Annotated in this window: 23 protein-coding genes; 13 read left to right on the top strand and 10 right to left on the bottom strand. The window is 42.3% G+C overall.

The window, feature by feature from the left end; translation table 11 throughout:
* Positions 1–97: 97 nt before the first annotated feature.
* Complete coding sequence (locus tag BA70_RS07880) at positions 98–472, bottom strand: hotdog domain-containing protein (RefSeq protein ID WP_034320753.1); 375 nt, start codon at positions 470–472, stop codon at positions 98–100.
* A 284-nt stretch (positions 473–756) separates the two neighbouring features.
* On the opposite strand from BA70_RS07880, the gene BA70_RS07885 reads away from it, so the two are divergent.
* The 5 genes from BA70_RS07885 (at position 757) to BA70_RS07905 (ending at position 3,402) form a co-directional block, all read left to right on the top strand.
* A complete protein-coding gene (locus tag BA70_RS07885) occupies positions 757–1,215 on the top strand; it encodes a MarR family transcriptional regulator (protein WP_034320444.1) in 459 nt (152 codons plus the stop codon).
* A gap of 113 nt (positions 1,216–1,328) precedes the next feature.
* Complete coding sequence (locus tag BA70_RS07890) at positions 1,329–1,574, top strand: hypothetical protein (protein ID WP_034320756.1); 246 nt, start codon at positions 1,329–1,331, stop codon at positions 1,572–1,574.
* Entirely contained in the window at positions 1,571–2,032 is a 462-nt protein-coding gene (locus tag BA70_RS07895) for a 2-thiouracil desulfurase family protein (RefSeq protein WP_034320446.1), read from the top strand. Before BA70_RS07890 ends, BA70_RS07895 begins: the two co-directional genes overlap by 4 nt.
* Positions 2,033–2,061: 29 nt before the next feature.
* The gene (locus tag BA70_RS07900) at positions 2,062–2,478 is read left to right on the top strand and encodes a DUF5301 domain-containing protein (protein WP_034320448.1); all 417 of its coding nucleotides are present in this window, start codon (positions 2,062–2,064) and stop codon (positions 2,476–2,478) included.
* A 96-nt stretch (positions 2,479–2,574) separates the two neighbouring features.
* Positions 2,575–3,402, top strand: coding sequence for an aldo/keto reductase (locus BA70_RS07905; RefSeq protein WP_034320450.1), 828 nt, complete (start codon positions 2,575–2,577; stop codon positions 3,400–3,402).
* 53 nt (positions 3,403–3,455) lie between these two features.
* Here the strand turns inward: BA70_RS07905 and BA70_RS07910 are convergent, their stop codons facing one another.
* Positions 3,456–4,538: an iron-containing alcohol dehydrogenase family protein gene (locus BA70_RS07910; protein WP_078061675.1), complete on the bottom strand. Its 1,083-nt coding sequence runs from the start codon at positions 4,536–4,538 to the stop codon at positions 3,456–3,458.
* Between the two features lie 199 nt (positions 4,539–4,737).
* Between BA70_RS07910 and trhO the strand changes: the two genes are divergently transcribed.
* Positions 4,738–5,706: an oxygen-dependent tRNA uridine(34) hydroxylase TrhO gene (trhO, locus tag BA70_RS07915; RefSeq protein WP_034320453.1), complete on the top strand. Its 969-nt coding sequence runs from the start codon at positions 4,738–4,740 to the stop codon at positions 5,704–5,706.
* Positions 5,707–6,048: 342 nt separating this feature from the next.
* Positions 6,049–7,668 carry an APC family permease gene (locus tag BA70_RS07920; RefSeq protein ID WP_034320456.1) on the top strand — a complete coding sequence of 540 codons (1,620 nt, stop codon included), beginning with the start codon at positions 6,049–6,051 and terminating at the stop codon, positions 7,666–7,668.
* Positions 7,669–7,703: 35 nt separating this feature from the next.
* Here BA70_RS07920 and BA70_RS07925 read toward each other — a convergent pair whose 3' ends face one another.
* Positions 7,704–7,904, bottom strand: a complete 201-nt coding sequence (locus BA70_RS07925; RefSeq protein WP_034320459.1) for a hypothetical protein — start codon at positions 7,902–7,904, stop codon at positions 7,704–7,706.
* A 185-nt stretch (positions 7,905–8,089) separates the two neighbouring features.
* Between BA70_RS07925 and licT the strand changes: the two genes are divergently transcribed.
* The 4 genes from licT to BA70_RS07945 all read left to right on the top strand — a co-directional run bounded on the left by licT (position 8,090) and on the right by BA70_RS07945 (position 12,806).
* On the top strand, positions 8,090–8,926 hold the full coding sequence (licT, locus tag BA70_RS07930; RefSeq protein WP_034320761.1) for a BglG family transcription antiterminator LicT: 837 nt from the start codon (positions 8,090–8,092) through the stop codon (positions 8,924–8,926).
* Positions 8,927–9,161: 235 nt separating this feature from the next.
* The gene (locus tag BA70_RS07935) at positions 9,162–11,021 is read left to right on the top strand and encodes a beta-glucoside-specific PTS transporter subunit IIABC (protein WP_034320462.1); all 1,860 of its coding nucleotides are present in this window, start codon (positions 9,162–9,164) and stop codon (positions 11,019–11,021) included.
* Between the two features lie 19 nt (positions 11,022–11,040).
* Complete coding sequence (locus BA70_RS07940) at positions 11,041–12,462, top strand: glycoside hydrolase family 1 protein (RefSeq protein WP_034320465.1); 1,422 nt, start codon at positions 11,041–11,043, stop codon at positions 12,460–12,462.
* A 158-nt stretch (positions 12,463–12,620) separates the two neighbouring features.
* On the top strand, positions 12,621–12,806 hold the full coding sequence (locus BA70_RS07945) for a hypothetical protein (protein ID WP_034320468.1): 186 nt from the start codon (positions 12,621–12,623) through the stop codon (positions 12,804–12,806).
* Positions 12,807–13,233: 427 nt separating this feature from the next.
* Here BA70_RS07945 and BA70_RS07950 read toward each other — a convergent pair whose 3' ends face one another.
* Complete coding sequence (locus BA70_RS07950) at positions 13,234–13,515, bottom strand: hypothetical protein (protein ID WP_034320472.1); 282 nt, start codon at positions 13,513–13,515, stop codon at positions 13,234–13,236.
* Positions 13,516–14,305: 790 nt separating this feature from the next.
* Here BA70_RS07950 and arr point away from each other — a divergent pair.
* Complete coding sequence (gene arr, locus BA70_RS07955) at positions 14,306–14,722, top strand: NAD(+)--rifampin ADP-ribosyltransferase (RefSeq protein ID WP_034320475.1); 417 nt, start codon at positions 14,306–14,308, stop codon at positions 14,720–14,722.
* Positions 14,723–14,782: 60 nt separating this feature from the next.
* Here arr and BA70_RS07960 read toward each other — a convergent pair whose 3' ends face one another.
* The 6 genes from BA70_RS07960 to BA70_RS07985 are packed head-to-tail and all read right to left on the bottom strand — an operon-like array spanning position 14,783 to position 22,272.
* Positions 14,783–16,702 carry a BglG family transcription antiterminator gene (locus tag BA70_RS07960; RefSeq protein WP_034320477.1) on the bottom strand — a complete coding sequence of 640 codons (1,920 nt, stop codon included), beginning with the start codon at positions 16,700–16,702 and terminating at the stop codon, positions 14,783–14,785.
* Positions 16,699–17,583, bottom strand: a complete 885-nt coding sequence (locus tag BA70_RS07965; RefSeq protein WP_034320480.1) for an ROK family protein — start codon at positions 17,581–17,583, stop codon at positions 16,699–16,701. The genes BA70_RS07960 and BA70_RS07965 overlap by 4 nt, the downstream gene beginning before the upstream one ends.
* A gap of 57 nt (positions 17,584–17,640) precedes the next feature.
* On the bottom strand, positions 17,641–20,304 hold the full coding sequence (mngB, locus tag BA70_RS07970; protein ID WP_034320482.1) for a mannosylglycerate hydrolase: 2,664 nt from the start codon (positions 20,302–20,304) through the stop codon (positions 17,641–17,643).
* Between the two features lie 28 nt (positions 20,305–20,332).
* On the bottom strand, positions 20,333–21,451 hold the full coding sequence (locus BA70_RS07975) for a PTS fructose transporter subunit IIC (protein WP_034320485.1): 1,119 nt from the start codon (positions 21,449–21,451) through the stop codon (positions 20,333–20,335).
* A gap of 36 nt (positions 21,452–21,487) precedes the next feature.
* Positions 21,488–21,817, bottom strand: a complete 330-nt coding sequence (locus tag BA70_RS07980) for a PTS fructose transporter subunit IIB (protein ID WP_034320486.1) — start codon at positions 21,815–21,817, stop codon at positions 21,488–21,490.
* The gene (locus tag BA70_RS07985) at positions 21,814–22,272 is read right to left on the bottom strand and encodes a PTS sugar transporter subunit IIA (RefSeq protein ID WP_034320489.1); all 459 of its coding nucleotides are present in this window, start codon (positions 22,270–22,272) and stop codon (positions 21,814–21,816) included. Before BA70_RS07985 ends, BA70_RS07980 begins: the two co-directional genes overlap by 4 nt.
* Before the next feature lie 242 nt (positions 22,273–22,514).
* Between BA70_RS07985 and BA70_RS07990 the strand changes: the two genes are divergently transcribed.
* On the top strand, positions 22,515–25,181 hold the full coding sequence (locus BA70_RS07990; RefSeq protein ID WP_034320491.1) for a S8 family peptidase: 2,667 nt from the start codon (positions 22,515–22,517) through the stop codon (positions 25,179–25,181).
* Positions 25,182–25,226: the final 45 nt, after the last annotated feature.

The raw sequence follows: 25,226 nt of genomic DNA on the forward strand, positions 1-25,226 counted from the left end.
CTGAAAAGAAGACAAAGGGCTAAAATAAAGATCATTTTAGTCCTTTGTCAACAGTCTATAGCTGCCTATGATTAGGGAGCTTTTTTTATGTTCGATTCTATTTCAAAATCACACCTTCACTTTTCCCAGTAATTACTTCTTCTCCATGCTGGTTGATATAGCGAGAAAAAAGATGCACACGATCATATTGTTCAAGGGATTCCACTTTGGTGACGGTCATCTGACAAGTAATGGTATCTCCCGTGTAAACGGGGCGGAAGAAGGTACAGGTCACGTCTTGACCAATAAAATGAAACTGACCACCTAGCTTAGTGGCCAGACTTGCCGTGAGAAAGCCGTGAACCATTCGCCGCCCCTGGTCATCAAGCTCGGTATGGTGTTTGCCGAGATCACCTGTCATTTCTCCGAATTGAATCACGTCTTCGTGTGTATAGGTTCTGCTTGTTTGAAACTGATCACCTGGTTGAATCATCTTTCCTTCAGCTCCTTTTTTTAAATGTACCAAAGGAATGAATGAATGTACATTCATTTTCAAGCGATAGGTCTTCATCATTAATTTGAGAGCAAAAGAGGAGGTATCTCTGCAACTCCTTTGCTAAAAAGAAAACATGCAGTTTCATATCGTGTAATCTAGTAGAAAAGTTCATACACTTATCGGGTCCGATGGCCTGTTCTTTTTCTCATATTCACATTTCTTTTGACTCCTCTCTTGATTATTAGTACCATTTTATTAACCAGTTAAGAGTGGAGGTTCAGATGGAAACAAACGAGCAGATTGTCTTAAAAGCGATTCAAGATCTGATTATGCATAGGGAAAAGAGACGAAACGATCCAACAGATCCACTGATTACCACGACTGATACACTCAAGCAAGATTGGACACTCACACAGCTTCACATTTTATCGATGATTCAAGCCAATCCAAACGAATCAAATAATACATTTCTTTCTCAACAACTGAAACTATCAAAACCAGCCATTACAAAGGCTGTGAAAAAACTAATCGAAAAAGGCATGGTGGACTATTGCCACCGGCAAGGTGATAAGAAATCTGTCTATTATTCACTGACAGAGGAAGGCACGCAATTGGCGGCGCTACATGATGAACTTCATGAAAAAGCAGTCACATCCTATTTAGAATTCCTACATCAATTTAATGAAGATGAATTACAAGTGATTGAACGCTTCTTAAAGGCGTGGAAGGAAAAGATATAGATAAAAAAAGACCGAAATCATCATACAAACTAGATGATTTCGGTTTTTTATATATGGTAAAATTAACATATATTGACGTTATTCTTGATCATGATCAAAAGGAGGGAGCCTCATTGGAGAAAGAAATGATAGGAAATTTTAAAAAGTACGTGTTCATCATGCCATTCGTTGGATTGTTTGTCAGTTTGCTATTATTTGTTTATTTTTTTGGCATTACAGGAGTTGAAGAGCCGATTTGGGCGGCTGCTTTGTATTGTGCTCTGCCTTTTTTGGGGTACACGATATTCTGTTTGCCATTATGTATCTATTTTTCGGTCAGCAAAAAACACTCAATCCATAGAAATGAGGAACATACGTGATTGTTGTCAGCGCTTGTCTTGCTGGATTGAAGGTTCGTTATAATGGCAGTCACCGATTAGATCAGCGAATCGAGGAGCTTGTTCAGGAAGGTAAGGCGGTCACGGTCTGTCCCGAGCTGCTAGGCGGCTTCTCCACGCCAAGGCCTCCAGCAGAAATTATTGGCGGCGATGGATATGATGTATTACAGGGCATTGCCTCTGTTGTCGATGTGCATGGAACTGATGTGACAGAGATGTATGTAAAAGGTGCACAAGCTACGCTTGAACAGGTTCAGTCTCTTGAAGCGACAGCGGTTGTGTTAAAAGAGTACAGCCCTTCTTGCGGCAGCCAGATGATTTATCGGGGTGATTTTAACGGTCAGACGAAGGCTGGAGATGGTGTGACGTCAGCTTTGCTGAAACAGCATGGGATTCAGGTGTTCTCTGAGGAGGATGAATGGACTTCGTTGTTTCTATAGGTGTGACGTGAATAGAAGGAGGAGTTAGGTTGAAAAAGTGGATCATTGGTGTAGTTGTTGTTATTTTAATTGGCATTGGCATTTATTTTATGATCAATGCGAAAACAGGCTCTTTTGATGATGTGGTCTCGATTGACAAAAACAAGGTGACTTCGATTCAAATTGAGCATGATAATGAGCGTGTTGTGCTTGAAAAGAAAGAGGATATTCAAAAGCTTCTGAAGGAATTTTCAGGTATGAAATTAAAGAAAACGAATGAAGTTAAAATAGCCTCCAAAGAATCTTATTGGATCAGAGTCTACGAGAATGAGAAGGAAACATATGGTCTAACTTTTTACGATCAAAGCTTTTTAGAGACATATGATTTTTCTAAAACGAAAGATCGAACCAGCGAATATCAAATCGTTGATGCCAACCAACTCGATATAGGAAAATATATTAAATAACACCAGTCGGTCTCTGAATGATCGAACTTCATGCATGTTAAATAAAAAATTCGGGTATAGTGCTTGGTAAGTAAAAATGAAGCGGAGGTTTGTTTGATGAGTGGATTAAAAGATACAGTCACATTAGCAAACGGAGTAAAAATGCCGAAGCTAGGCTTTGGTGTATGGCAAGTAAAAGATGGGGATGAGGCTGTAAATGCAGTCAAACACGCTCTTGAAGCGGGCTACCGAAGCATTGATACAGCAGCGGCTTATCAAAATGAAGAAGGGGTAGGCAAAGCCATTCAGCAATCAGGCATCTCTCGCGATGATCTGTTCATTACGACAAAAGTTTGGAATCGTGATCAAGGCTATGAGTCAACACTCGAAGCCTTTGAAACAAGTATGAACAAGCTGGGACTGGATGTATTAGATCTTTATTTAATTCATTGGCCGGTTGAAGGCAAATATAAAGAGACATGGAAAGCGCTAGAGAAGCTGTATAAGGATGGACGCGTTCGAGCAATCGGGGTGTGTAATTTCCATCAGCATCATCTAGAGGATTTATTAGAAGGTGCAGAAGTCGTGCCGATGGTCAATCAAATTGAGCTTCATCCAAAGCTGACGCAGGAGCCTTTACGAGACTACTGCAAAGCGAAAGGCATTCATGTAGAAGCGTGGTCGCCATTAGGCAGCGGGAAGCTTCTTAACCATCCGGTTCTTCAGGATATTGCGAAAAAACATGACAAATCAGTGGCCCAAGTGATTCTTCGCTGGGACTTGCAGCATGGCATTATTACCATCCCGAAGTCTGTGACGAAGAGTCGAATCATTGAAAACACACAAGTATTTGATTTTGAGCTATCCACACATGAGATGGGTGTCATCGATCAGTTAAATGAAGACGAGCGGACGGGTCCAGACCCAGATAACTTTGATTTTTAACATGAAGAAAAGCACAGGCTGCGATGCCTGTGCTTTTTTGTTTGCCAGCATGTTCAGACGGTCTTTTTAGACTGAAACGTCTCAATGATTTGAATGGCGGCGACAATTTGCTCTTTGGAATAGTCACCCATCAAACAAAAGGTTTCATCTGTGCGTGCAGCATGGCTCGCCACCGTTTTTGCGGCTTCGTTTAGATCAGTCTTGATGCCAAGCTCATGCATATTTCTAGGTAATCCAAATGTTTGATAAAGCTCTAGTAATTTATCTACTTCTGTCATTCGGTTTTCTGCAGCAAGCTGAACGAGAATGCCATAGGCAACTTTTTGACCATGTAACACATGATGTGTTTCTTCAATAAACGTCAATCCATTATGGATGGCATGAGCTCCTGCCATTCTTCCATAGCGTCCCCCATAGCCTCCGACCGTGCCGGCTAATGTAATAATCGTATCTGTGACATCCGCAAATGCTTGCGAAAGCTGACCTGTTTTCAAGTTTTGGACAGCTTCTTCACTATGAGAAAGAAGAATATCTCGAACGTATACAGCTTGTTTTAGTGCAGCATGTACCATGAGCGGCAAGGAATCTTTTGCATTTCGAATAATGGCTTCCGCTTCGTACCATTTCGCCAGCGTATCACCAATTCCGCTCTGAAGGTAGGAAAGTGGAGATGTAAGCAAAAAGGTATGATCAATTAAGGTGAGATAGCTAGATCGCTTATGATAATCGACTCTCATGAAATTCCCTTTGTCATCATAAATGACGCTGAGCGGTGTAGACGCAGCACATGTACCTGGAATCGTTGGAACCATGATCACTTCAATTTGAAGAGCATCAGCAACCGATTTGGCGGTGTCTAAAATAGTGCCGCCCCCGATCCCTATGATCACATCGGTTCCTTTTAGTTCTTCTGCAATTCCTGTGATCGCATTTGGTGAACTGTATCCTTTGTGCTGGACAACTGGCCAATGGGATGGGAGCTTTGTGTACTGTGAAAAAGCATGAAATGAATGATATCCAGTCACTACAGCGGGTGATTGAAAGGAAGAAACAAGTGAATCTAGTTCATGATAAATTCCCTTTTGAGAAATAAATTGGTTGGGACCGCTTCTGACGATATCTTCTGGTTGGATCATTGAGTTCTGCTCCTTTACAAAATCATATAGTCTATAAATCATCTCACTTTACAGAAAGTTCTGTCAAATTATCAGACAAAATGAGTAGATAGACCCTTCCGTTTTATGGAATTAAGCCGCTGTCATTGCCTTTAGGTATGTATTTCCTGTATGATAAAGAACGGTATGTTCTCATTAAATTTAAGAGGTGTTTATATATATGGAAAAACAATATCGTGTATTACTTTACTATCAATATGTCCCCATCGAGGACCCAGAAACGTTTACAGCAGAGCACCTAGCATTCTGTAAGGAGCTTGGTTTGTTAGGCCGTATTCTTGTTTCATCAGAAGGTATAAACGGAACAGTTTCAGGAACCATTGAGCAAACGGACAAGTACATGCAAGCGTTAAAAGAAGATCCACGCTTTGCGTCTATGCCGATTAAAATTGACGAAGCAGATGGTCATGCGTTCAAGAAAATGCACGTCCGCCATCGTAATGAATTGGTGAATCTAAGCCTTGAAGATGACGTGAATCCGTTAGAACTAACAGGTAAACATCTCAGCCCGGTTGAATTTTACGAGCAAATGCAATCACCTGATACAGTGGTCATTGATGCGCGTAATGATTATGAATTTGATGTTGGTCACTTCAGAGGTGCGGTTCGTCCTGATATTGAGACATTCCGTGAATTGCCTGAGTGGATTCGTGACAACAAGGAGATTCTTGAAGGGAAAAAAATCCTGACTTATTGCACAGGCGGCGTCCGCTGTGAGAAATTCTCAGGCTGGTTAAAGCGTGAAGGCTTCGAAGATGTATCTCAGCTTGACGGCGGGATTGTCACTTACGGAAAAGACCCGGAAGTCCAAGGTAAGCTATGGGACGGTCAATGTTATGTGTTCGATAACCGTCTAACTGTGCCAGTCAATCAAACAGAGCACGTGGTTGTCGGAAAAGATTTCTTCACCGGTGAGCCTTGCGAGCGTTATGTAAACTGTGCGAACCCTGCATGTAACCGCAAAATCATTGCAACTGAAGAAAGTGAGCATAAGTATATGCGCAGCTGCAGCCATGAATGTCGTACAAGCGAACGTAATCTTTATGTGAAGCAGCACAATCTGTCTGAAGAAGAAGTACAAGAAAGACTAGCTGTGATTGAAAAAGAACAAGCGATTTCACAAGGATAGAGGGAACCCCCTTTATCCTTTTTTCTTTGCGGGATAGTTGTTCATAAGGAAGAGGAAGTCATTACCTCTTTCTTTTTTGTTTTGTTTTTTTCAAAATAAGGGTAAAGGTAGTTAATCAGTCTAATAGATTGAACCGTTGAAAAAGCGCTCTCTGTTGAAATGAGCATGTTCGACTATTTCAGAAAATGAAGAATTGAGAGATAATATAACAGGCGAAAAAATGAACAAGGATAAAGGTTCATTTTAGAAAATATTTTCCAATTGAATGAAAAGGGAACGGCTATGAAAGAAAGACGCTTGCTCGACACATGCTCTGTATTTTAATCGAAAGGTGTTATGAACATGAATCATTTGCATCGTAGGATGGGAACTTTCGCTTTAATGATGGTAGGTCTTGGCTCAATCATTGGTTCAGGATGGCTCTTCGGTGCTTGGCGTGCCGCCCAAATCGCCGGTCCTGCTGCTATTTTGTCCTGGTTGATTGGGATGGTTGTGATTTTATTTATCGCTTTGTCTTATAGTGAACTCGGATCAATGTTTCCAGAGGCAGGCGGAATGGTTAAATATACGCAATATTCACACGGTTCTTTTATCGGGTTTATCGCAGCATGGGCGAACTGGATCGCGATTGTCTCTGTTATTCCTGTTGAGGCGGTTGCTTCCGTCCAGTACATGAGCTCATGGCCTTGGGAGTGGGCAAAGTGGACAAGTCACTTGGTCACAAAAGGAGTTTTGACGACAGAAGGGCTCATGGTCGCTAGTGTGCTTCTTGTGATTTACTTTCTGCTCAATTATTGGACAGTTGGGTTATTTTCAAAAGCCAATACATTTATTACAGTGTTTAAAATTATCATTCCAGGATTAACAATTGGTGCGCTCTTATTCGTAGGTTTTCATAGTGAGAATTTCACTTCTGGAACAAGTATTGCCCCAAACGGCTGGGCCAGTGTGCTGACAGCTGTTGCGACATCAGGGATTGTGTTTGCCTTCAATGGCTTCCAAAGCCCGATTAATATGGCTGGTGAGGCAAAAAATCCAGGCCGCTCGATTCCAATTGCGATTGTAGGGTCGATTTTGATTGCAACTGTCATCTATGTGCTTTTGCAAATCGCCTTTATTGGGGCGGTCGATCCATCCATGATTGTGAATGGGTGGGGGCATTTGAATTTTAACTCACCATTTGCTGACCTTGCCATTGCGCTTGGGATTAACTGGCTTGTCCTGATTTTATATGCGGATGCATTTGTGTCACCTTCTGGAACAGGCATTACGTATACCGCGACGACGTCTCGTATGATTTATGGAATGGAAAAAAACAAATACATGCCAAGTGTGCTTGGCCGTCTGCACCCTATTTACGGCGTGCCTCGCCAAGCGATGTTTTTTAACTTAGGCGTATCGTTTATCTTTCTGTTTTTATTTAGAGGCTGGGGTGTACTTGCTGAAATCATCTCTGTCGCGACACTTATTTCTTATCTGACAGGACCAGTTACTGTCATGACGCTGAGAAAGACAGGGGCGGATTTATATCGTCCATTGCGAATTAAAGGGCTCAGCATTATTGCTCCTCTAGGCTTTGTGTTTGCATCATTGACGATGTATTGGGCGAGATGGCCGTTAACAGGTCAGGTGCTGTTCATTATTCTCATTGGTCTTCCCATCTATTTTTACTATCAAGCAAAAGTGAAGTGGAAGGGCTTTGGCCGCAACTTTAAGGCCGGTGCTTGGATGGTTGTGTATTTACTTGTGATGATGACCATTTCCTGTCTTGGCAGTGACAAATTCGGGGGCTACAATGTGATTCATTATGGCTGGGATATGGCACTCATAGCGGTCGTTGCCTTGCTATTTTATATGTGGGCACTCAAAAGCGGATTTGAAACAGAGTTTTTAGAAGACGCGAGAAAAATCAATGATGAACTGCGTACTTCTCAGAAAGAAGCAGCATCATCAAAAGAATAAAGGAACGGCTGCCTGAACATTGCGGGCAGCCTTTTTTATTTTGATGAGCTATGCATCACATGCCGCTTTAGCCAAGTGGTGACACCGTGTAAAACAGCCGCTGTGACCAGTGAGATGAGCACATATCTCCATAGCTGATTCAAGCCTTGTCCGCTAAGCCAATAAACTATTCCTAGAAAAACGAGGGTGAAGATGAGCATGAATAAAAAAGATGCTGACCAGAAAAAATTCTTCATAGACGGTCTCCTCCTTGGGGTATTGTATGCAGGCTGATGGAGGATCAGACCAGCAATGAAGAAGTAGAAATATTTATGAAATCTATTGCAAAAGTCAGATAAAAACACCAAGTGATTTGACAGTTGTGTTAAGATGAGAGATATTTTGAGTGAAGATTGTGGGTCATAGACGGAGGTGTTTGGAGATACAGATTCAAAAGGTTCTAAACAATAATGTCATTAGTGTGATAGATGAACACGGAAAAGAAATTGTCGTCATGGGCAGAGGCATTGCTTTTCAAAGACGTCCCGGGGACCCGGTGGATGAAGCGTTAATTGATAAAGTCTTTCGCCTAGAGGATCATTCCGTTCACGAGCGGATGAAAATGCTACTGCAAGAGGTTCCGTATGATGTGGTCAAGGTGACCGAGGAAATGATTCAATATGCACATACAAAGCTGAACCGAAGATTAAACGAAAGTCTGCATGTATCACTCGCAGACCATATTCATTACGCTATCGAACGATTAAAGAAAAATCACCTGATTGAGAATTCGCTCATTTGGGAGATTAAACGCTTATACAAAGATGAATTTCTCGTGGCGAAGGATTGTCTTGAGATGATTGAAGAGCGTCTCCATATTGAACTGCCTGAGGATGAAGCGGGCTTTATTGCCATGCATATCATTAATGCAGAGCTCAATGAAGATATGAATACGACGGTCAATATCACAAAAGAAGTCAATGCCATTCTCACCATTGTGAAATATCATCTCAACATGGAGTTTGATGAAGACTCACTCAACTTTTACCGTTTTCTCACGCATTTGCGCTTTTTCGTACAGCGTCTGATCAACGAAACATTACTTGTCAGCGAAGACCAGGACTTATACCAGTTGATCAAAGTGAAATATCCAAAGGCATACGAATGTGCAAAGAAAATCGCAGAATATGTCTATCAAACGTATCATCGAGATCTGACATCAGAGGAAATGCTGTACCTCTCAATTCATTTGAATCGACTCATCAAACGAGAGAAATAAAGATAGATTTTCAAAGAAAGCGTTGACATGAGAAAAGGTGAGTGGTACTATTTGCTCATAAACATAAAAGAATACGGTTTCACAATGATCGTCTTAGAGGATTGTGACTGTTCGGCAGGCAAAACCTAAACGTTCACTGAAAAAGCGCAATGGCAAGTTGCGACTATTTTTGGTGCCCGTTTAGGTTTTTATTTTGCCCAAAAACGTATTTTTTTCAAAAAAAGGGGGTTTTTGTATGAGTTATCGTCAATTAGCAGAAGACATTATCAAACACATTGGCACAGAGGAAAATGTTCATTCATTGGTCCATTGCGCCACAAGACTTCGTTTCACATTAAATGACAGGTCAAAAGCAGATAAAGCAGCCATTGAAAAATTAAATGGTGTCGTGACGGTCATGGAAAGCGGCGGCCAATTCCAAGTGGTCATTGGCAATACCGTACCAGAGGTATATAGAGAGATTGGGGAGTTTACGAATTTATTAGAGGATTCAGCTTCTTCATCTGCCAGATCGAGTGAAGAGAGTACAAGCCTTTTTGGAAAATTCGTCGACATTGTTTCAGGCATTTTCACACCACTTCTCGGTGTGATGGCGGGTGCCGGTATTTTAAAAGGTCTTTTGGGCATTTGTATCAATGCGAAATGGTTATCTCCTGAAGATACGTCGTATCAAATTTTATTTGCTGCGTCAGACAGCTTGTTCTACTTCCTGCCACTACTGCTCGCATTCACTTCTGCTAGGAAGTTTAAAGCGAATCCGTTTGTTGCTGTGACGATTGCAGGTGCACTGATCTACCCAACCATTCAAGAGCTGACAAAAGGCGGCGGAGATGTTACCTTCTTTGGCATTCCGGTTGTCTTAATGTCTTATACATCAACGGTCATCCCAATTATTTTGGCAGTGTTTGTCATGGGATATATAGAACGTTTCTTTAACAAAGTCATTCATGAGAGTGTCAAAAACTTTATCACACCACTCATTTTACTCGTCACGGTTGTTCCGCTGACACTCATTGTGTTTGGACCATTTGGTGTGTATGCAGGAAACGGCATAGCAGCCGTCTTACTAAAAGTATTCTCCTTTAGCCCTACACTTGCAGGTGCTTTAATTGCGATGGCATGGCAGGTTCTTGTGATCTTCGGCATCCATTGGGGACTTGTGCCAGTCATTTTAAATAATATTGCGGTCCATGGAAAGGATCATATCAAGCCGGCCACTGCGCCAGCTGTGTTCTCTCAAGCCGGTGCGTCAATTGGTGTTATGCTGAAAACAAAGAATAAAAAACTGAAATCATTGGCTGGATCGACAGCGGTTTCTGCTGTGTTTGGGATTACAGAGCCTGCTGTATACGGGGTTACGCTTCGTTTGAAAAAACCATTTATTGCAGCGGTTATCTCTGCCGGGGTCGGCGGTGCGATTATCGGTTATTCACAGAGTGTGGCCATTGCGTCAGGACTTCCGAGTTTACTGACACTTCCGATTTTCTATGGCCAAGGATTTACAGGTTTCTTAATCGGAATTTCGGTCTCGTTCGTCCTATCCATCGTCTTAACATATTTAATTGGATTTAAAGATCCTGTTGATGAAGATGAGACGCCTGTGACGAGTACTGCGCCAAAGGCCGAACATGAACATGGTGTCAAAGCAGCTCATGTGAAAAGTCCTTTAAAGGGCGAGGTCATCAAGCTGGAGGAAGTGCAAGATAAGGCATTTTCATCTGGTGCACTAGGAAAGGGTGCAGCCATCATTCCAGCAGAAGGCAAGCTGTTTGCACCAGTATCAGGGGTTGTGACAACGGTGTTCCCAACAGGTCATGCGTACGGTCTCACCTCTGAAAGCGGAGCAGAAGTACTCATTCACATTGGACTCGATACGGTGCAATTAGGTGGTCAGCATTTCACCCCGAAGGTTGTGCAGGGACAAACCATTACGGAAGGTGAACTGCTTGCTGAGTTTGATATTGAGGCGATTCAAGCAGCCGGTCTGTCAGTCACAACACCAGTGATTATTACCAATTCCGGTGAATTTAGCGATATGATTGAAACAGAAGAAAAACAAGTCACACCAGGACAATCATTTTTACACTTAGTTTAATAAAGAGGAGGAAGAAATCATGAGATATTCAACACTAGCACCATTTCCAAAAGACTTTTTCTGGGGCGGATCTACTTCCGCCTATCAAGTAGAAGGTGCATGGAACGAGGATGGAAAGGGACCTTCTGTCATTGACATGAGAGAAAGTTACCCTGAAGGAACAACCGATTTTAAGGTAGCCAGTGATCACTATCACCGATATAAAGAGGATGTGAAGCTGTTTGCAGAAATGGGCTTGAAGGCTTATCGCTTTTCCATTGCGTGGACACGCATCATGCCAGACGGAGATGGGGAGATTAATCAAAAGGGCATTGATTTCTATCATTCTCTCATTGACGAATTACGCCGTTATGACATTGAGCCGATCGTGACGATGTATCATTTTGATCTGCCTCATGCGCTTCAAGTGAAGGGCGGATGGTCGAATCGTGCGACAGTAGATGCGTTTGAACGCTATGCAGAGGTTCTGTTTCAGGAGTATGGTCAAAAGGTAAAATATTGGCTGACCATCAATGAACAAAACATGATGATTTTACATGGATCGGCGCTCGGTACACTTGACCCAAATTTAGAAAATCCGAAAAAAGAACTGTATCAGCAAAACCACCATATGCTCGTAGCGCAAGCGAAAGCCATGACGCTTTGTCATCAAATGCTGCCTGAGGCGAAAATTGGACCAGCGCCAAATATCGCGCTCATTTATCCGGCATCTCCAAAGCCTGAGGATGTACTTGCTGCGGCAAATTACAATGCGATCCGGAACTGGCTTTATCTTGATATGGCAGTCTTCGGCCGTTATAACAACCTTGCTTGGGCGTACATGAAAGAAAAAGACATTCTTCCTGTTATTGAAGAGGGAGATATGGATATTTTAAAAAGTGCGAAGCCAGACTTCATTGCCTTTAACTACTACACTTCTCAAACGGTTGAAGCAAGTAAAGGAGATGGCAATGACGAGTTTGCACGCGGCGGAGATCAGCATTTGAAATCCGGTGAAGATGGCGTATACAAAGGCGGCAATAACCCATACTTAAGTAAAAATGCATTTGGTTGGGAGATTGATCCTGTCGGCTTCCGTTCAACGATGCGCGAGATTTACGACCGCTATCAGCTGCCGCTCATTATCACTGAAAACGGGCTGGGTGCCTTTGATCAATTAGAAGAAGACGGATCCATTCAGGACGATTATCGAATTGATTATTTAGAGAAACATATCGAACAAATCAGATGGGCGATCACTGACGGTGTCGAGGTGTTCGGATACTGCCCATGGTCAGCCATTGACCTAATCAGCACACACCAAGGATGCTCCAAGCGCTACGGTTTCATCTACGTCAACCGTGACGAATTTGACCTAAAAGACCTCAAACGAATTCGTAAAAAGAGCTCTTATTGGTACGAAACCTTGATTCAGCAAAATGGAGAGAACATCGGGAAGTAAAAAATGAAAAAGCCAATCACCTTATGCGGGTGGTTGGCTTTTTTTGTTCGTTCACTTTATTGGCAAGATCATATTGTTCGAGTTGTTCTAAAATGATAGTCTAATGATATATTGTAAAAATTGGTTAATAATCCATTATAAGAAAGGAGGCTGATTATATGATGACGATCCTTTTTATGTTCTTCTTATTGTTCTTCCTTTTTTATGCTTTAAACTATATAGGTCAGAAATTAATTGCGAAGGAATACCCAATGAACCATGGAGTGATTGTGACTCTGTCAGCTGTAGAAGGTATTCTTGTTTTTGTACTTGTTGGAATCAATGAGAAATTTCCTTTTTTATGAATTCACCTTCTTTTTAAAATAAAAAGAAAGGAAAATATGCGCATAGAGCACTGCTTATAACACATGCAGACGCCTTGGGGAGGTTGTAGATCGAAATTAAAAATTTGTTTTATAAGCCATGAAGAATAATAAATTCAACAGATGGAGCTGACTCTTTCGGGTTAGCTTTTTGTTTTTCTTATTTTTAAAATCTAATAGAATATATAAATGTTTTAGTACGCCTTAGTAGCAAAGAGAGTGAACGGAAGGTTAAGAAAACCGTGGCTACACATAAAGAAGAAAACTTAAAGAGGTAACAGACAACTTTCATTAAACGCGCCCCTTTTAATGCAGATATTATCAAATAAGGAGCTTAAAGAAAAAAGTAACGTCCAATAAGAAACTCACTAATCATGTATGATCAGTGAGTCCTTCAAGTAACAGTTGTTTAAAATGTGGCTTTATATTCAGCACGCCACCATCCATCTCCCATATCTACTCTTTGCTGAAGAATCCATAGTAAATTGTTTTCCGTAAATGAAGTTGGGAATGCATCAAAATCTTGACCATAAATATATCTTGTGAAACTCGCCTTAGTAGAGGCATCATCGGTTATTTGTACATTTTGTTTAGAACTTGTAGTAACTGGACTAGTAGCGAAAGCAGGTATAGAACTTCCAAGTAACGACAAAGCCAATGAAGCGGTAATTAGTACTTTCTTAATAGACATAATCAATCACTCCCTAATTAATTTTTGCTAACAATGGAATAAATTCGACCCATAATGAAAAGTTCCTCCTGAAATTTGAAAATAAATACATTTAAAGAATTTAATGTATTTATCGGTTGGTACAAAAGATATTTACTGAAATTCTCCAATCAGTTTTTATTGTTCATTTCTTTTAATATTTCTATGATAATATCATTTTGTTTCTCGATTGATTTTAAACTTTTTTCTATCATCGATCCGGAAATACACACCACAATAAAAATTGCCATACCTACAAAAAACAAATAAAACCCCTCCTAAAAAACGCAATTATGCGATCATCAAATGTATTGATTTGTTGATAGATTTTTTAACGGATTGTAGTTGAGTTTAACATTGAGAAATGATCATGTGCTGAAATAGAGTAAGGGAATGGAGAAAGAAATGCAAAAGGTAGATTTGAATAAAGTTGGTCATTTAAAGTGTTTGGATATTTTGAATCCAACAAAAATGAAATCGTTCTCTTAATTGGGATGTTAACACACAGGCTGAGAAATGGAGAACTATTCTACAAACATGCAGGGGAATTAAAAAAGCTTATTTTTAAATATTAGCAGGAAGCCTTTATCCTCTTACTTTATGGCTTAAATGGGTTAGGGTAGCAGTAGGTGTTATTGCTGGAGTTTCCGATCACATCTTACTCTCTACTATCATTATAACCCGAATCCAATATGATTTATAGACTGTTTTCCATCCAAAACAGCCCTTATACTGTTATACGCAAGTCAAAAACGATAAGGGATGTGGCTGTATGAACGACAAGAAAGATGTCTTAGATCCTGGGCCGTTTTTTCATGGGACGAAAGCAGAATTGAAGATTGGAGATCTGCTTGAACCGCTGTACTTATCCAATTATCAGGATAAAAAATCGAACCATATCTATTTTACCGGAACATTAAACGCGGCCAAATGGGGGGCTGAATTAGCGAGGTCTGATGCGAAAGAAAGAATTTATATTGTAGAACCGTTAGGCGAGTTTGAAAATGATCCGAATGTAACTGACAAAAGATTTCCGGGCAACCCAACACGTTCTTATCGATCGAAATCTCCGTTGAAAATAGTCGCAGAATTAGGTTCATGGGAAAGACATTCCGATGAAGAAATCAATCATATGCTGAGCTCCTTAAAAAAATTAAGTGAAGAAGGAAAAAATGTCATCTACGATTGATGATCTATATTTTAAATAAGACGAAGGCCGCCCAGTTCATGAGGCGGCCTTTTGTTCTATTTATTGAAATAACGCATCCATCAGGTCATCGAATGTTTTTGCTTTCTTGAGTGAGTGAATGCGGTCTGGATTGTCTAGTAAATCGACGGCCTGTTCAAAGAATTGGTTCATGCAGGCAGCGTCATCTTTATGAATGGCTAATAAGAAAATAAGTGATACTTGATCTCCCTGCCAGTCAATCGGCTGTTTCAGGCGTGCGATGGCTACGCAGGAGGTGCCTTCATTGGTGATGAGAGGGTGCGGCATCGCAATCCCTTTGCCAAGATAGGTAGACGACATTTGCTCCCGCTCAAGCACCGAGGATCGAAAAGAAGGCGATACTAGCTGATGCGCCTCTAAACGGCTGCATAGTGTGTCTAATACTTCATCCTTGCTGGATAGGTCAGCATTCATTAAAGTCAATCGTTCTTGAAAAAACGCCATTAGTTCCTTTGAGGGTGTCCCGTGTCCATTTAATAAATGAATGACCTCACTTACGCGCTGTACATCATGATGTTCAAAAAAGGCATTGACCTGAATAATCGGTTTTCCCTTTGATGCTAGTGGGACGGTTGTGATGATGACATCACAGGGCAAAGAGGTGCTAAATGCATAATCTTGATAAGAATAGAGCTCGACAATCTCAAGTTCATGCTGAAAGGCAGCCTTTAACTTAATTTCAAGCAGTCTTGCTGTCCCTAATCCAGACCCACACACGATAATGGCTTTCTTTTTTTGCGAGGTGTCGAGCTGGCTTCTTTCAAATGAAGCAGCGATATGCAAGGCAACATATGCGGCCTCGTCTTCATTTGGTGTACGCACCAGCTGTAAAGCATTCAGTCCGCTGACAGCCAAGTCAAATGGGTAAGGATAAGACGTTTTGATCTCATGCAAAAGCGGGTTTTGTAAGGACACGCCGTATTGGATTCGATTTAATAATGGCTTCATATGAAGCATCAAGTCTTGCCGCAGGATGTCATCATCAGCAAAACGATGTCCGCTTGTCTTTTCAATATGCTTGAGAAATACCGTGACCGCCTGCCGTACTTCCTCTGTCGTTTGATGCTGGTCGGCTTCTTTCCACGTTTGATTCGCCAAGAGATGCATCACTAAGTAATCTGTTTCATCCTCTGACAAGGTAACATAAAAAGTGTCGCTGACTTGCTGAGTGATTTTTTTGGCAATTTTCGTTAACACTGGCGACCTTTGTGTGCGTTCGGTGCTGGCGGATATTCTCTGTTCTTTTCGTGTTTGCTGAATCGCAATGGCTAAATGAATGACTAAATTTTTTAGGGCAATGTCTTTAATGAGTAATGATTCCTGATACAGATTCGTCAGCACAATGGATCGAATGGTTTCAAGAGAAATATCAGGAAAATGAAGCTGCTCCCGCTCGGTGATATTTGATAGCGCAGGCTCTTCCTCAAGCAGCAAGTCTGCATAGCACGTTCTTTTTTGCAATTCGTCTCCCTCAATCTTTAAGCCAAAGCCAGGCTTTGATACAAGGGTCATGCCGTAACGGGCTAATAGTTCTCGTCCTTTTTTTAAATCACTGCTGACAGTCATGCGGCTGATAAACAGCTCTTCAGCCAGTTGATCAATTTTTAAGTAGTCAGATTGAAGCAATAGTTTTCTCATGATAAATCGTACACGCTCTTCTGGCATGACGGGTACGAGAGAGCGGGCAGGAAGCTTCTGTTGATGAAGCCAAAGCAGGAAAGCGTCTTGGTCACTCGTTAAGAGAGTGTAGCCCCTTCCGCGGATGGTCTTAATGATGGCCCCGGCTTCCTTTAATAGCTCATTTGCTTCTTTAATTAAATTGCGGATGGAGCGGTCAGATAAGCGAAAAGAGGCAGTTAGCTCCTCCAGCTTCACGAACCCTTTTGTTTCGAATAGCCGCTGAATGAGCTGATAGGTTCGAGTATCTGCCGTCATCATCATTGCGCCGCTCCTTGCGCCTGTAAGGCGTCGGCTCCAAGGGCAATCGCTCCCATTAAACCAGATAATCCGTCAAAGGAAGGCTTTGTGACGATTTCATTTAATGGTTTTGGTAGTTGCAGGTATCCGCGAAGCCGCTTGTCTGTTTCTTCATGGATGAGCGGCAGCATAGCTGGCTGTTTCATCACACCTCCGCCGAAAATGATGCGCTCTGGTGAAAGGGTGAGTAATAAATTTGCCGCCATTTGCCCGAGATAGTAGGCATGCAATGACCAGGCTGGATGGTCCTCTGGCAGCATTTGTGCCAATGTATGATAGCGTCCTTCTATGGCAGGTCCAGATGCCAGCCCCTCTAAACAATCATGGTGAATAGGGCAGCAGCCCCCATAGGTATCATGAGGATGGCGTTGGACTGTAATATGGCCCATTTCTGGATGTAGCAATCCATGAATGAGGCGATTTTCAATATATGCACCACCACCTATTCCAGTTCCAACGGTGATGTAAACCAAAGAAGCAGGATTTTCTGCTTCAGTCGAAAAGCGGGCTTCCCCGAGCGCTGCACAGTTCACATCAGTATCAAGCTTCATAGGGAGCCCGAGCGCTTGTTTTAAGGTAGAGAGTAATGGAAATTGGCGCCAGGCTGTTTTCGGTGTGTCTAAAATCGTCCCATAGCTTGGGCTGTGTTCCTTCACATCGACCGGCCCGAATGCCCCAATTCCAAGCGCATCGACTGGGTGCTCTGTAAAATAATCGATCACTTTTTGGCATGTTTCATCTGGATTCCCTGTTGCAAAGGAAGTCATGTGTTCAATCGTTCCGTCTGTTGTTCCGTAACCGCAGACAAATTTTGTACCGCCTGCTTCGATGCCTCCAATTCGCATGATCAATGCCCTCCATTAAAGAGGGACGGAATCCAAATGGATCCCGCCCCTACATGTTCATTTTTTCTTTACAATGTAGGTTTGTACCTGACAAGGTGTGAGCGGTTCAATCTGTAATGATCCATGTTGTGCTTTGAGTATATGTCCTTCAGGTGTTTCGCCTAAATTCGCTGTTTCTCCGTGTTGTAGAGATGAACTATTGATTGAAGCGGCTGTTTGACGCGTTAAATATGGATTGAAGAGACGGATGACAATACCTGTTCCGTGCTCTTCCTTTTTCAAGGCGCTTAGAATGGCTCCGTCTGTCTCAATGTCAAGCAGGCTATAAGTAGATTGTAAGTCTTCTTCTTCATCTCGGAAAGAGAAAATTAAACGACCGTTTAAAAAGTCTGCTCGTTCATAGCATTGAACTGGAGTGGTATACCGCTTGGCAAGCTGCGCTAAGTGTCCTTCACTTACCGCTTCTTGGCTATAGAGCATGCCAAATGAGAATGATAGCGCGCCTTGAAGCTGAGCGTCAGGTGTCTCAACGATTTTTTCCCCAGATGCCCGGCCTGGACGGTAAAGAAGATTTTCTTTCCCCATCTTTCCGAAACAGCGGAAGAGGGTATAAGCAATCGTTGTGTAGCCTTCGCCTGTGATTTGGTATTCTCTCACGCAGTCGGTCAAAAGAGTGACACCGTATGCTTCATCGCGAAGTGCGACAAATGATTGCATCGGTTCAATGGTGATCGGTTTTTCTTCCCAATGCTCATTGCTCCACCATTCAAGCTCTTGCGAGAGCTCTGTTGGACGTTCGATTGTGCCAAACTGCTGATCACTCAGTGATACTTTTGACGCGATACCTGTATCAAAGAGTACCCGCAGACGATGGTCTAATGCATGATTGTCGACATCCACATGAAAACGGATGACAGACTCATCTTTATTTAAAGCCACCTTCGCTGTGATCGGGAGGGAAGTCGTGACCTTTTGCTCCGATCGTTCCTCTAGGTCATATGGGACAGTGAGATGAAGCTGGATGGTAAGCTCCTCCTGTAACCTGCTTTTAGACACTGTGATATCCGCAGATGAAATATCTTTAGACGACACATACAGATCCTCGCGCGGTGGTGAATAGTTGTAGGAATCCCCATCGTCTCCATTGTCTTCAAAGATCATTTGCTCAGAGAAGGTTTGACCTGTTTGCTTATCTGTGATCTCGAGTGATCCATTATCATTTGCAGAAATTCGATAATATGCATTTTCAATCACTCGGCCTTCTGCTTGTTCCCAAACGGATTCACTTGATTCATCAAAAACCATGCTGACTTGTGTATAACCAACTGATGGTAAGTCGTTTGCTTCAATGAGCAAAACAGCTTTCCATACTTGTTTTGGCATGTACACCTCTTTGCTTGGGTTAAGAGAAATTTGCTGTGCCAAGACATAATCAGTAACATCCGTTTTGCTTTTCACCGTGTAGTGAAGAGTTCTTCCGTTTGCGTCTTTTAACGTAAAAGGACGTTCCGTAATAAAGGTTTCGACTTCAATGACTTCAGAACGCTTTGAAGGCAATGTATTAAATAAAGTGAACGTGATTTCTTGCTCTGTTTGCAGGCGAATAGCGATGAGACGCATGTGTAAGTCCACAAGGTTTTCGGCGATTTCTTTTGCCTGCTTATAGCGGAAGAAGACGTCTTGATTCGTCGTGTCACTATTACAGCCGCCAATGCTGTCATGCGCTGCATTTTCAAACATGAGGTACCAAATATCGCGAACGGTGTCATGCGGATAATCGTGCCCGAGTGAATAGCTGATCGTTAGGATCGGCTCCATCACATTGACGAGATAGTTTTCAATTTGATTGTTTAAGATTTTTAAATCCGCTCGTGTTGAAAAAATAGATTTATGAATCCGCATATGCTTCGCATGAATGAGCTCTCCTTGTAATGTATCAAAAGATGTCCGCTCTTTTTTCACCGCTGCAATGTAATCTTCTAGACTGCTGATTTGATAGTGATGCTCGTCAAGTTCATTGGCTTTTTCTAATAAGTCAGGCAGGTTTTTGCGGATAGGTGCCTGGTCAAAGCCATTTGGAAAATAGACATTTTTCGTTGTGGCTTTTGCTTGCAGCGCACCGATTTTTTCAGACAGAAAGGCCTGTAAGTCCTCATCCTTCTCAGGGATATTTCCACCGTAGTAGTAGCCAAATGGCAGATTCACAGCAAATACTTCACTGCCGTCAGCGCCACGCCAATTGAATTCTGTATGATTCGTCATATGATCAGAAACGCCGCGCCAAAATGCTGTATCTACAATGCCAAAGCCTTGATAAATTTGTGGCATTTGTGCGGATTGACCGAAGGAGTCAGGGACATAACCGACTTTCATCACATGGCCGAATTGCTGACAACGCTCGATTCCATATTGCAGGTTCCTTACAATCGATTCACCTGAAATAACGAGCTGATCGGTTTGTGTATACCATGGACCGATGATGAGGCGTTTGGCTGTGACGAGCTTTTTGATTCGATTTTCATCCTCTGGACGCCATTTGAGGTAATCATCCAATAAGGATGCTTGGGCATCGAGCATGAAGTAATGGAACCTTTCATCTGTTTCAAGGGTGTCTAAAATGTCCATTACGCTTTTCATTAAGTAGATACGGGAGCGGGAGGTGGTGAAATACCATTCCCGGTCCCAGTGAGTATGTGGAATCACATGTACATTGACAGTCATTGATCAACGACACCTTTCTTTGTTCAAATTATCCTTCTAGCACAAGGTCAAAATCGTCTTCTTCTTTCTGCTTCTGATCATGTTCTGGCTTTTGAGGCTCTTTTTTCTCAGAGAAATTCACAAGCAGGTTGGCACCAATACCGATGACGAGTGCGCCAGTAAGGGCACCGATTAAATAAGCCCACCAGTTTCCAACTGAGAAGAAGCCATATAGTCCACCAATTGGCGGCATGATGTCATGAACACCTAATAATGCAGCAACCCCACTTCCAGCGGCACAAGCGACGACATTCAGTGGAATCAATTTCAAAGGATTGACGAGGGTAAAAGGAATTGCTCCTTCTGTAATACCGATAATCCCCATGACAAGGCCGCCTCGTCCGGCTTCTCTAAAGGTTGGGGAGAAGTTACGTTTTCGAATCAATGTCGCAAGTCCGTATCCAAGCGGCGGAATGACAATCGCAATATTGACGAGAATGGCAGGGAGGTAAACACCTGATAGGAAGAGCGCGTTACCCGCCATCCAAGCGGATTTATTCACCGGTCCGCCAAGGTCGAATCCAATCATCGCGCCTAAAATCAAAGCGAGCGCGAGTGTGCTTGTTCCATCAGCAACCATGCCTTTGATCCATTCAATTAATGCCGTGTTCAAAGCGCCTAATGGCCCGCCTAGCAGAACGGACATGAGAAGTCCGGTTAAGCCAACGGTAATGAGCGGTAGGATGAGCAGAGGAACAAGTCCGGCTGCGGAGCCTTGAATTTGAATTTTTCTTTTCACAAGAAGGGCGACATATCCTGCGAAGAACCCTGCAATGACGGCACCGATAAATCCAGCATTCGTTGAGCTGGCAAGGGCTCCACCGATAAATCCAGCCGCAAGGCCTGACTTATCCGCAATAGAATAGGCGATAAATCCAGCGAGCAGTACATTCATTAAGCCAATACCTGTCCAACCAACCTGCTCCATTAAATAGGCACCGTGTAGAATACCGCCAGCGTCTTTATAGGCGTTTAAATCTGAAACACCAAATCCTAACCCGACTAGTTTGGCTAAACCAACGATAAGTGAAGCGCCGATGATGACAGGAAGAATATAAGAAATACCGGTCATGAGATGGCCTTCAATGACTTTTAATTTTGCTTTCATTTTGCTTTGCTCCTTTCTATATGGCATTGCTCACGTTTATTGAGATTCAGATTTTTTCTTTTCAACAAGTGCTACGGCTTTTGTGATGATTTGCTCGGCATTTTTTAAGGCGCGTCCGATCTCGACACGTACAGTGGGAATGCCTGAGAAGCGTTCTGCATCGTTAATATGCTGATTTGAGGCAATGATACAAAGATCTGCCTGCTTTGCTTCCTCTGGTGTAATGCCGTTCACCTGTCCCATAATTCCTTGCTGTTCGATTTTGATCTCGTGTCCGAGCTGTTTACCCGCATTCTCTAATGCTTTTGCTGCCATTGGTGTATGAGCTAACCCTGCTGGGCATGAAGTGACACCGACAATTTTCATTGTGTAATCCCCTCTTTCAATTGTTGTTCAATGACTTCGTAATAATAATCAGCTGTTTGACCGGGTTGAATCTTTTCGATGAAAGCAGGTTCCATTAAGCTAGTGGCAATGCCTGATAGTAGTTTCAGATGCGTGACATTTGCCTCTTCTAGTGGAACCAGCAGTGTAAATAAATAGCTTGTTGGTAAATCGTCGAAGCTTCCCCATTCAATGGGCTGTTCAAGTTCTAAAAAGAGAAGTGAAGCCGTTTGTACAGTGGAGCTTTTTGTATGAGGAATGGCAAAGCCTTGCTGAAGCCCTGTTGAGACTTCGTCTTCGCGTTTCAACAAATCTGCTAATAACCCCGACTGATCGTTTGTAATATGAAGGTCTTCAGCTTTCTCGGAAATGTATTGTAAAATCTCATTCTTTGATTGACCGTTTACTTGTGTAAAAACATGATCTTTTTGGAACAAGCTGATCCCTTCTCTCTTGTTTATTAAGCGCTTACAAGTTGATTGTAATGTACTTTTCGACATGGTTAAATAGCATCATTTTCCGTTTGAAATGGCAAAAAGTTTATGAGTCAATCAGTCTTGCTGCCTAGATATCTCAAATCCTAGCTTAAAACGAGTTTAATTATGTAAAAAACAGATTCTACTAACTGTCTTTCTGTGATATTCTTCCAAGGTATTGTAAAAGATAAGGGGGTCTTTTCATGTTCAAAAAGCAGGTCAAATCCTGTGTGATCGTACTCATGGCGATCATGCTATGTATGGCGGCATTACCTGGCTACGAGGCAGCAGCTGCCAGTAAAGGAACAAATGTCAATGAAGCCATTGGGTTGAAAAATGGTGAAGTCATCTCAGGTGCATTACAGAATGAAAAGGAAGAGTCATGGTACCAAATCACGCCATCTACACAAGAGGTGGCAAAACATACGCATATGCAAATTTCTGTAAAAAGTAAACAAATGTTGTCTATATCGGTCTATCCAAGTAAGGGCAGAGCGATGAAGGATGACACTTATTCAAGATATCGTGTGGATACAGCAAGCGGAGAGACAGAGATAAACTTCCCGCATGCATGGTCAGGTCCTTATTATGTGAAAGTGCTCTATTTAGGGTCAGAGGAAGACAGCCGCGATGAGGAAGAGGATGCGGCATATACAATCGGGTATAAAGGAGCCAAACTTCCGCCTTCTGAACCGATTTTCCCTGAAGAAGATGAGCCTGAAATCATTATCATTGAGAAAAAGTACGGACGTGAAATTCTTCAATCCATTCGCACAATCGAAGATAAACGTTTCAATGAAACAGCAGATGGTCAGAAGCTCGCTCGTTTGCTTCAAAAGACAAAGCCGTTTCTCAAATCGAAGCTCATCAAACATCAAAAAGAGCAGCAAAAGGTATACAATCATCTACTTACATTAAAATCATTGCTAAGTGATGTAGAGAAAAATGGTGCATTCAGTGGCCATATCGTGACAAAGAAAGAACAACAGGCGATTCGCTCCCTATTGGATATGCTCAAAGAGGCAAGTCCGGCATATTTAAAGAAGGAATTAGAAGCAGTGAGTCAAAAAATTGGAATCGATCAGCTTGAAGGAAAATCGGTCGGATATGTACTAGAAAAGCAAAAGCTTGTAAAAGAAGAAAAGGTTAAAACAAACAAAATCATTTTTAAATTAAAGGATGGCCAAACGCTTCAATCAACGAAAAAGAAGATGAAAAGCTATGGCATCCAAGAAAACCGTGTGACATCGCAGACAGTAAGTCCTTTATTCAAAGGAATGTATGTCTATGATGTGCCAGCAGGGCAAGAATCAGCTGGAAAGACACTAAAAGCAGGTAAAGCTGTCATCAAGAGCACGGCAAGAAAGCTGTCCAGCATGCCAAATGTTGAATTTGCAGAGCCTGTTCAAACCTATCGCGCGTTTAGCAATGACGCGCAGTATGGTTACCAATGGCCGCTGAAAAACAGTGCGCAAAACAGCGGGAAAAAAGGCGCTGACGTCAAGTTTGAACAAATGAATACACTGATTGGCACAAGCAAAATGAAGCAAACATTAATTGCTGTTGTGGATACAGGTGTAGACAGTCGTTTGACGGATTTAAGCGGGACTGTTCGTACAGACTTAGGTGCGAATCTCATTGGACGAAACAAAGATGCGATAGATGACAATGGACACGGTACGCATGTGGCAGGCATCATTGCCGCAAAATCCGATAATCATTACTCAATGGCAGGTCTCAACCAACACACGGGCATCATCCCGGTTAAGGTGCTGGATGCCTATGGCTTTGGAGATACAGAGCATATTGCACTTGGAATCAAGCATGCAGTGGACAAAGGGGCAAAGGTCATCAACATGAGTCTTGGCGGCTACTACAGCAGGGTGATTGAATATGCGATGAACTACGCTGCACAAAAAAATGTACTAGTGGTCGTGGCGAGTGGAAATGATGGCATTCCAGAAATGGGCTATCCTGCGACTTCAAAATACGCAATGGCGATTGGCGCAAGCAACCGTATGGATATTGCCGCTGAATTCTCAAGCTACGGCAAAGGACTGAGCATGTCTGCACCAGGTTCTGATATTCCAAGCTTAATGCCTGATGGGAATGTCTCCTACCTTAGCGGGACATCAATGGCTACACCATATGTTGCAGCGGCAGCCGGATTATTGCTTTCTAAAAATCCATCCTTGAAGCCAAATCAAGTGAGAACTATTTTGCAAAGTACAGCAGATGATATTTCCTTTACATCTGTTGATGGAAAAGATGACGTTTTCTATGACGAAAACGAAGAACCAATTGTCGATCCAAAAATTCCTGGTATCGATTGGATGACAGGACATGGCAGACTGAATGCATTTGCCGCATTAAGTGCTGTTGAACTGAATGCATCTGTCAACAAAGTAGAGGATCAGCATCAAAAGGTGACAGGAAAAGCGAAAGCAGGCGCCATCGTTTCAGTGTATAGAGGCAAGACATTACTCGGAAAAGGTACAGCAAGCAAAAAGGGAACCTTTAGTGTGAAGATCAAGCATCAGAACAAAAACAAAGTACTGCACATCAAGGTTTCAAAAGGAAAGGCCGCTACTTCTCTCAAAACAGTCGTGAAAAAGGGCAAAGCGCCAGCTAAGCCGAAGGTGGGCAAAGTAACGGTCAAAAGTAAAACGGTCAAAGGGACTGCGGGTGCAGGCTTGACCATTAAAGTAAAAAACAAATCAAAAAAAGTCATCAAAACGGTGAAAACCAATAGTAAGGGCGCATTTACTGCCCAAATCAAGCCGCAAAAGGCCAAAACGGTCTTGTATGTGACCGCTTCAGATGTGAGAAAAAGAGAAAGTAAAGCGGTGAAAGTTGTCGTGAAAAAATAGTCTTAGAGCTTCCCTTTCTAAAAGGGAAGTTTTTTGTTTGTTACT

Source organism: Bacillus zhangzhouensis, from assembly GCF_000715205.1.
In the GTDB taxonomy this organism is placed as follows: domain Bacteria; phylum Bacillota; class Bacilli; order Bacillales; family Bacillaceae; genus Bacillus; species Bacillus zhangzhouensis.

Bases quoted from the DNA above. Each gene is read 5' to 3' on its own strand.
- BA70_RS07975 (WP_034320485.1), bottom strand. From the start codon at position 21,451: ATGAAAGCAAAATTAAAAGTCATTGAAGGCCATCTCATGACCGGTATT.
- BA70_RS07885 (WP_034320444.1), top strand. From the start codon at position 757: ATGGAAACAAACGAGCAGATTGTCTTAAAAGCGATTCAAGATCTGATT.
- BA70_RS07925 (WP_034320459.1), bottom strand. From the start codon at position 7,904: ATGAAGAATTTTTTCTGGTCAGCATCTTTTTTATTCATGCTCATCTTC.
- BA70_RS07945 (WP_034320468.1), top strand. From the start codon at position 12,621: ATGATGACGATCCTTTTTATGTTCTTCTTATTGTTCTTCCTTTTTTAT.
- BA70_RS07910 (WP_078061675.1), bottom strand. From the start codon at position 4,538: ATGATCCAACCAGAAGATATCGTCAGAAGCGGTCCCAACCAATTTATT.
- BA70_RS07920 (WP_034320456.1), top strand. From the start codon at position 6,049: ATGAATCATTTGCATCGTAGGATGGGAACTTTCGCTTTAATGATGGTA.
- BA70_RS07990 (WP_034320491.1), top strand. From the start codon at position 22,515: ATGTTCAAAAAGCAGGTCAAATCCTGTGTGATCGTACTCATGGCGATC.
- BA70_RS07905 (WP_034320450.1), top strand. From the start codon at position 2,575: ATGAGTGGATTAAAAGATACAGTCACATTAGCAAACGGAGTAAAAATG.
- trhO (WP_034320453.1), top strand. From the start codon at position 4,738: ATGGAAAAACAATATCGTGTATTACTTTACTATCAATATGTCCCCATC.
- BA70_RS07935 (WP_034320462.1), top strand. From the start codon at position 9,162: ATGAGTTATCGTCAATTAGCAGAAGACATTATCAAACACATTGGCACA.
- BA70_RS07880 (WP_034320753.1), bottom strand. From the start codon at position 472: ATGATTCAACCAGGTGATCAGTTTCAAACAAGCAGAACCTATACACAC.
- arr (WP_034320475.1), top strand. From the start codon at position 14,306: ATGAACGACAAGAAAGATGTCTTAGATCCTGGGCCGTTTTTTCATGGG.
- BA70_RS07960 (WP_034320477.1), bottom strand. From the start codon at position 16,702: ATGATGATGACGGCAGATACTCGAACCTATCAGCTCATTCAGCGGCTA.
- BA70_RS07940 (WP_034320465.1), top strand. From the start codon at position 11,041: ATGAGATATTCAACACTAGCACCATTTCCAAAAGACTTTTTCTGGGGC.
- BA70_RS07950 (WP_034320472.1), bottom strand. From the start codon at position 13,515: ATGTCTATTAAGAAAGTACTAATTACCGCTTCATTGGCTTTGTCGTTA.
- mngB (WP_034320482.1), bottom strand. From the start codon at position 20,304: ATGACTGTCAATGTACATGTGATTCCACATACTCACTGGGACCGGGAA.
- BA70_RS07965 (WP_034320480.1), bottom strand. From the start codon at position 17,583: ATGCGAATTGGAGGCATCGAAGCAGGCGGTACAAAATTTGTCTGCGGT.
- BA70_RS07980 (WP_034320486.1), bottom strand. From the start codon at position 21,817: ATGAAAATTGTCGGTGTCACTTCATGCCCAGCAGGGTTAGCTCATACA.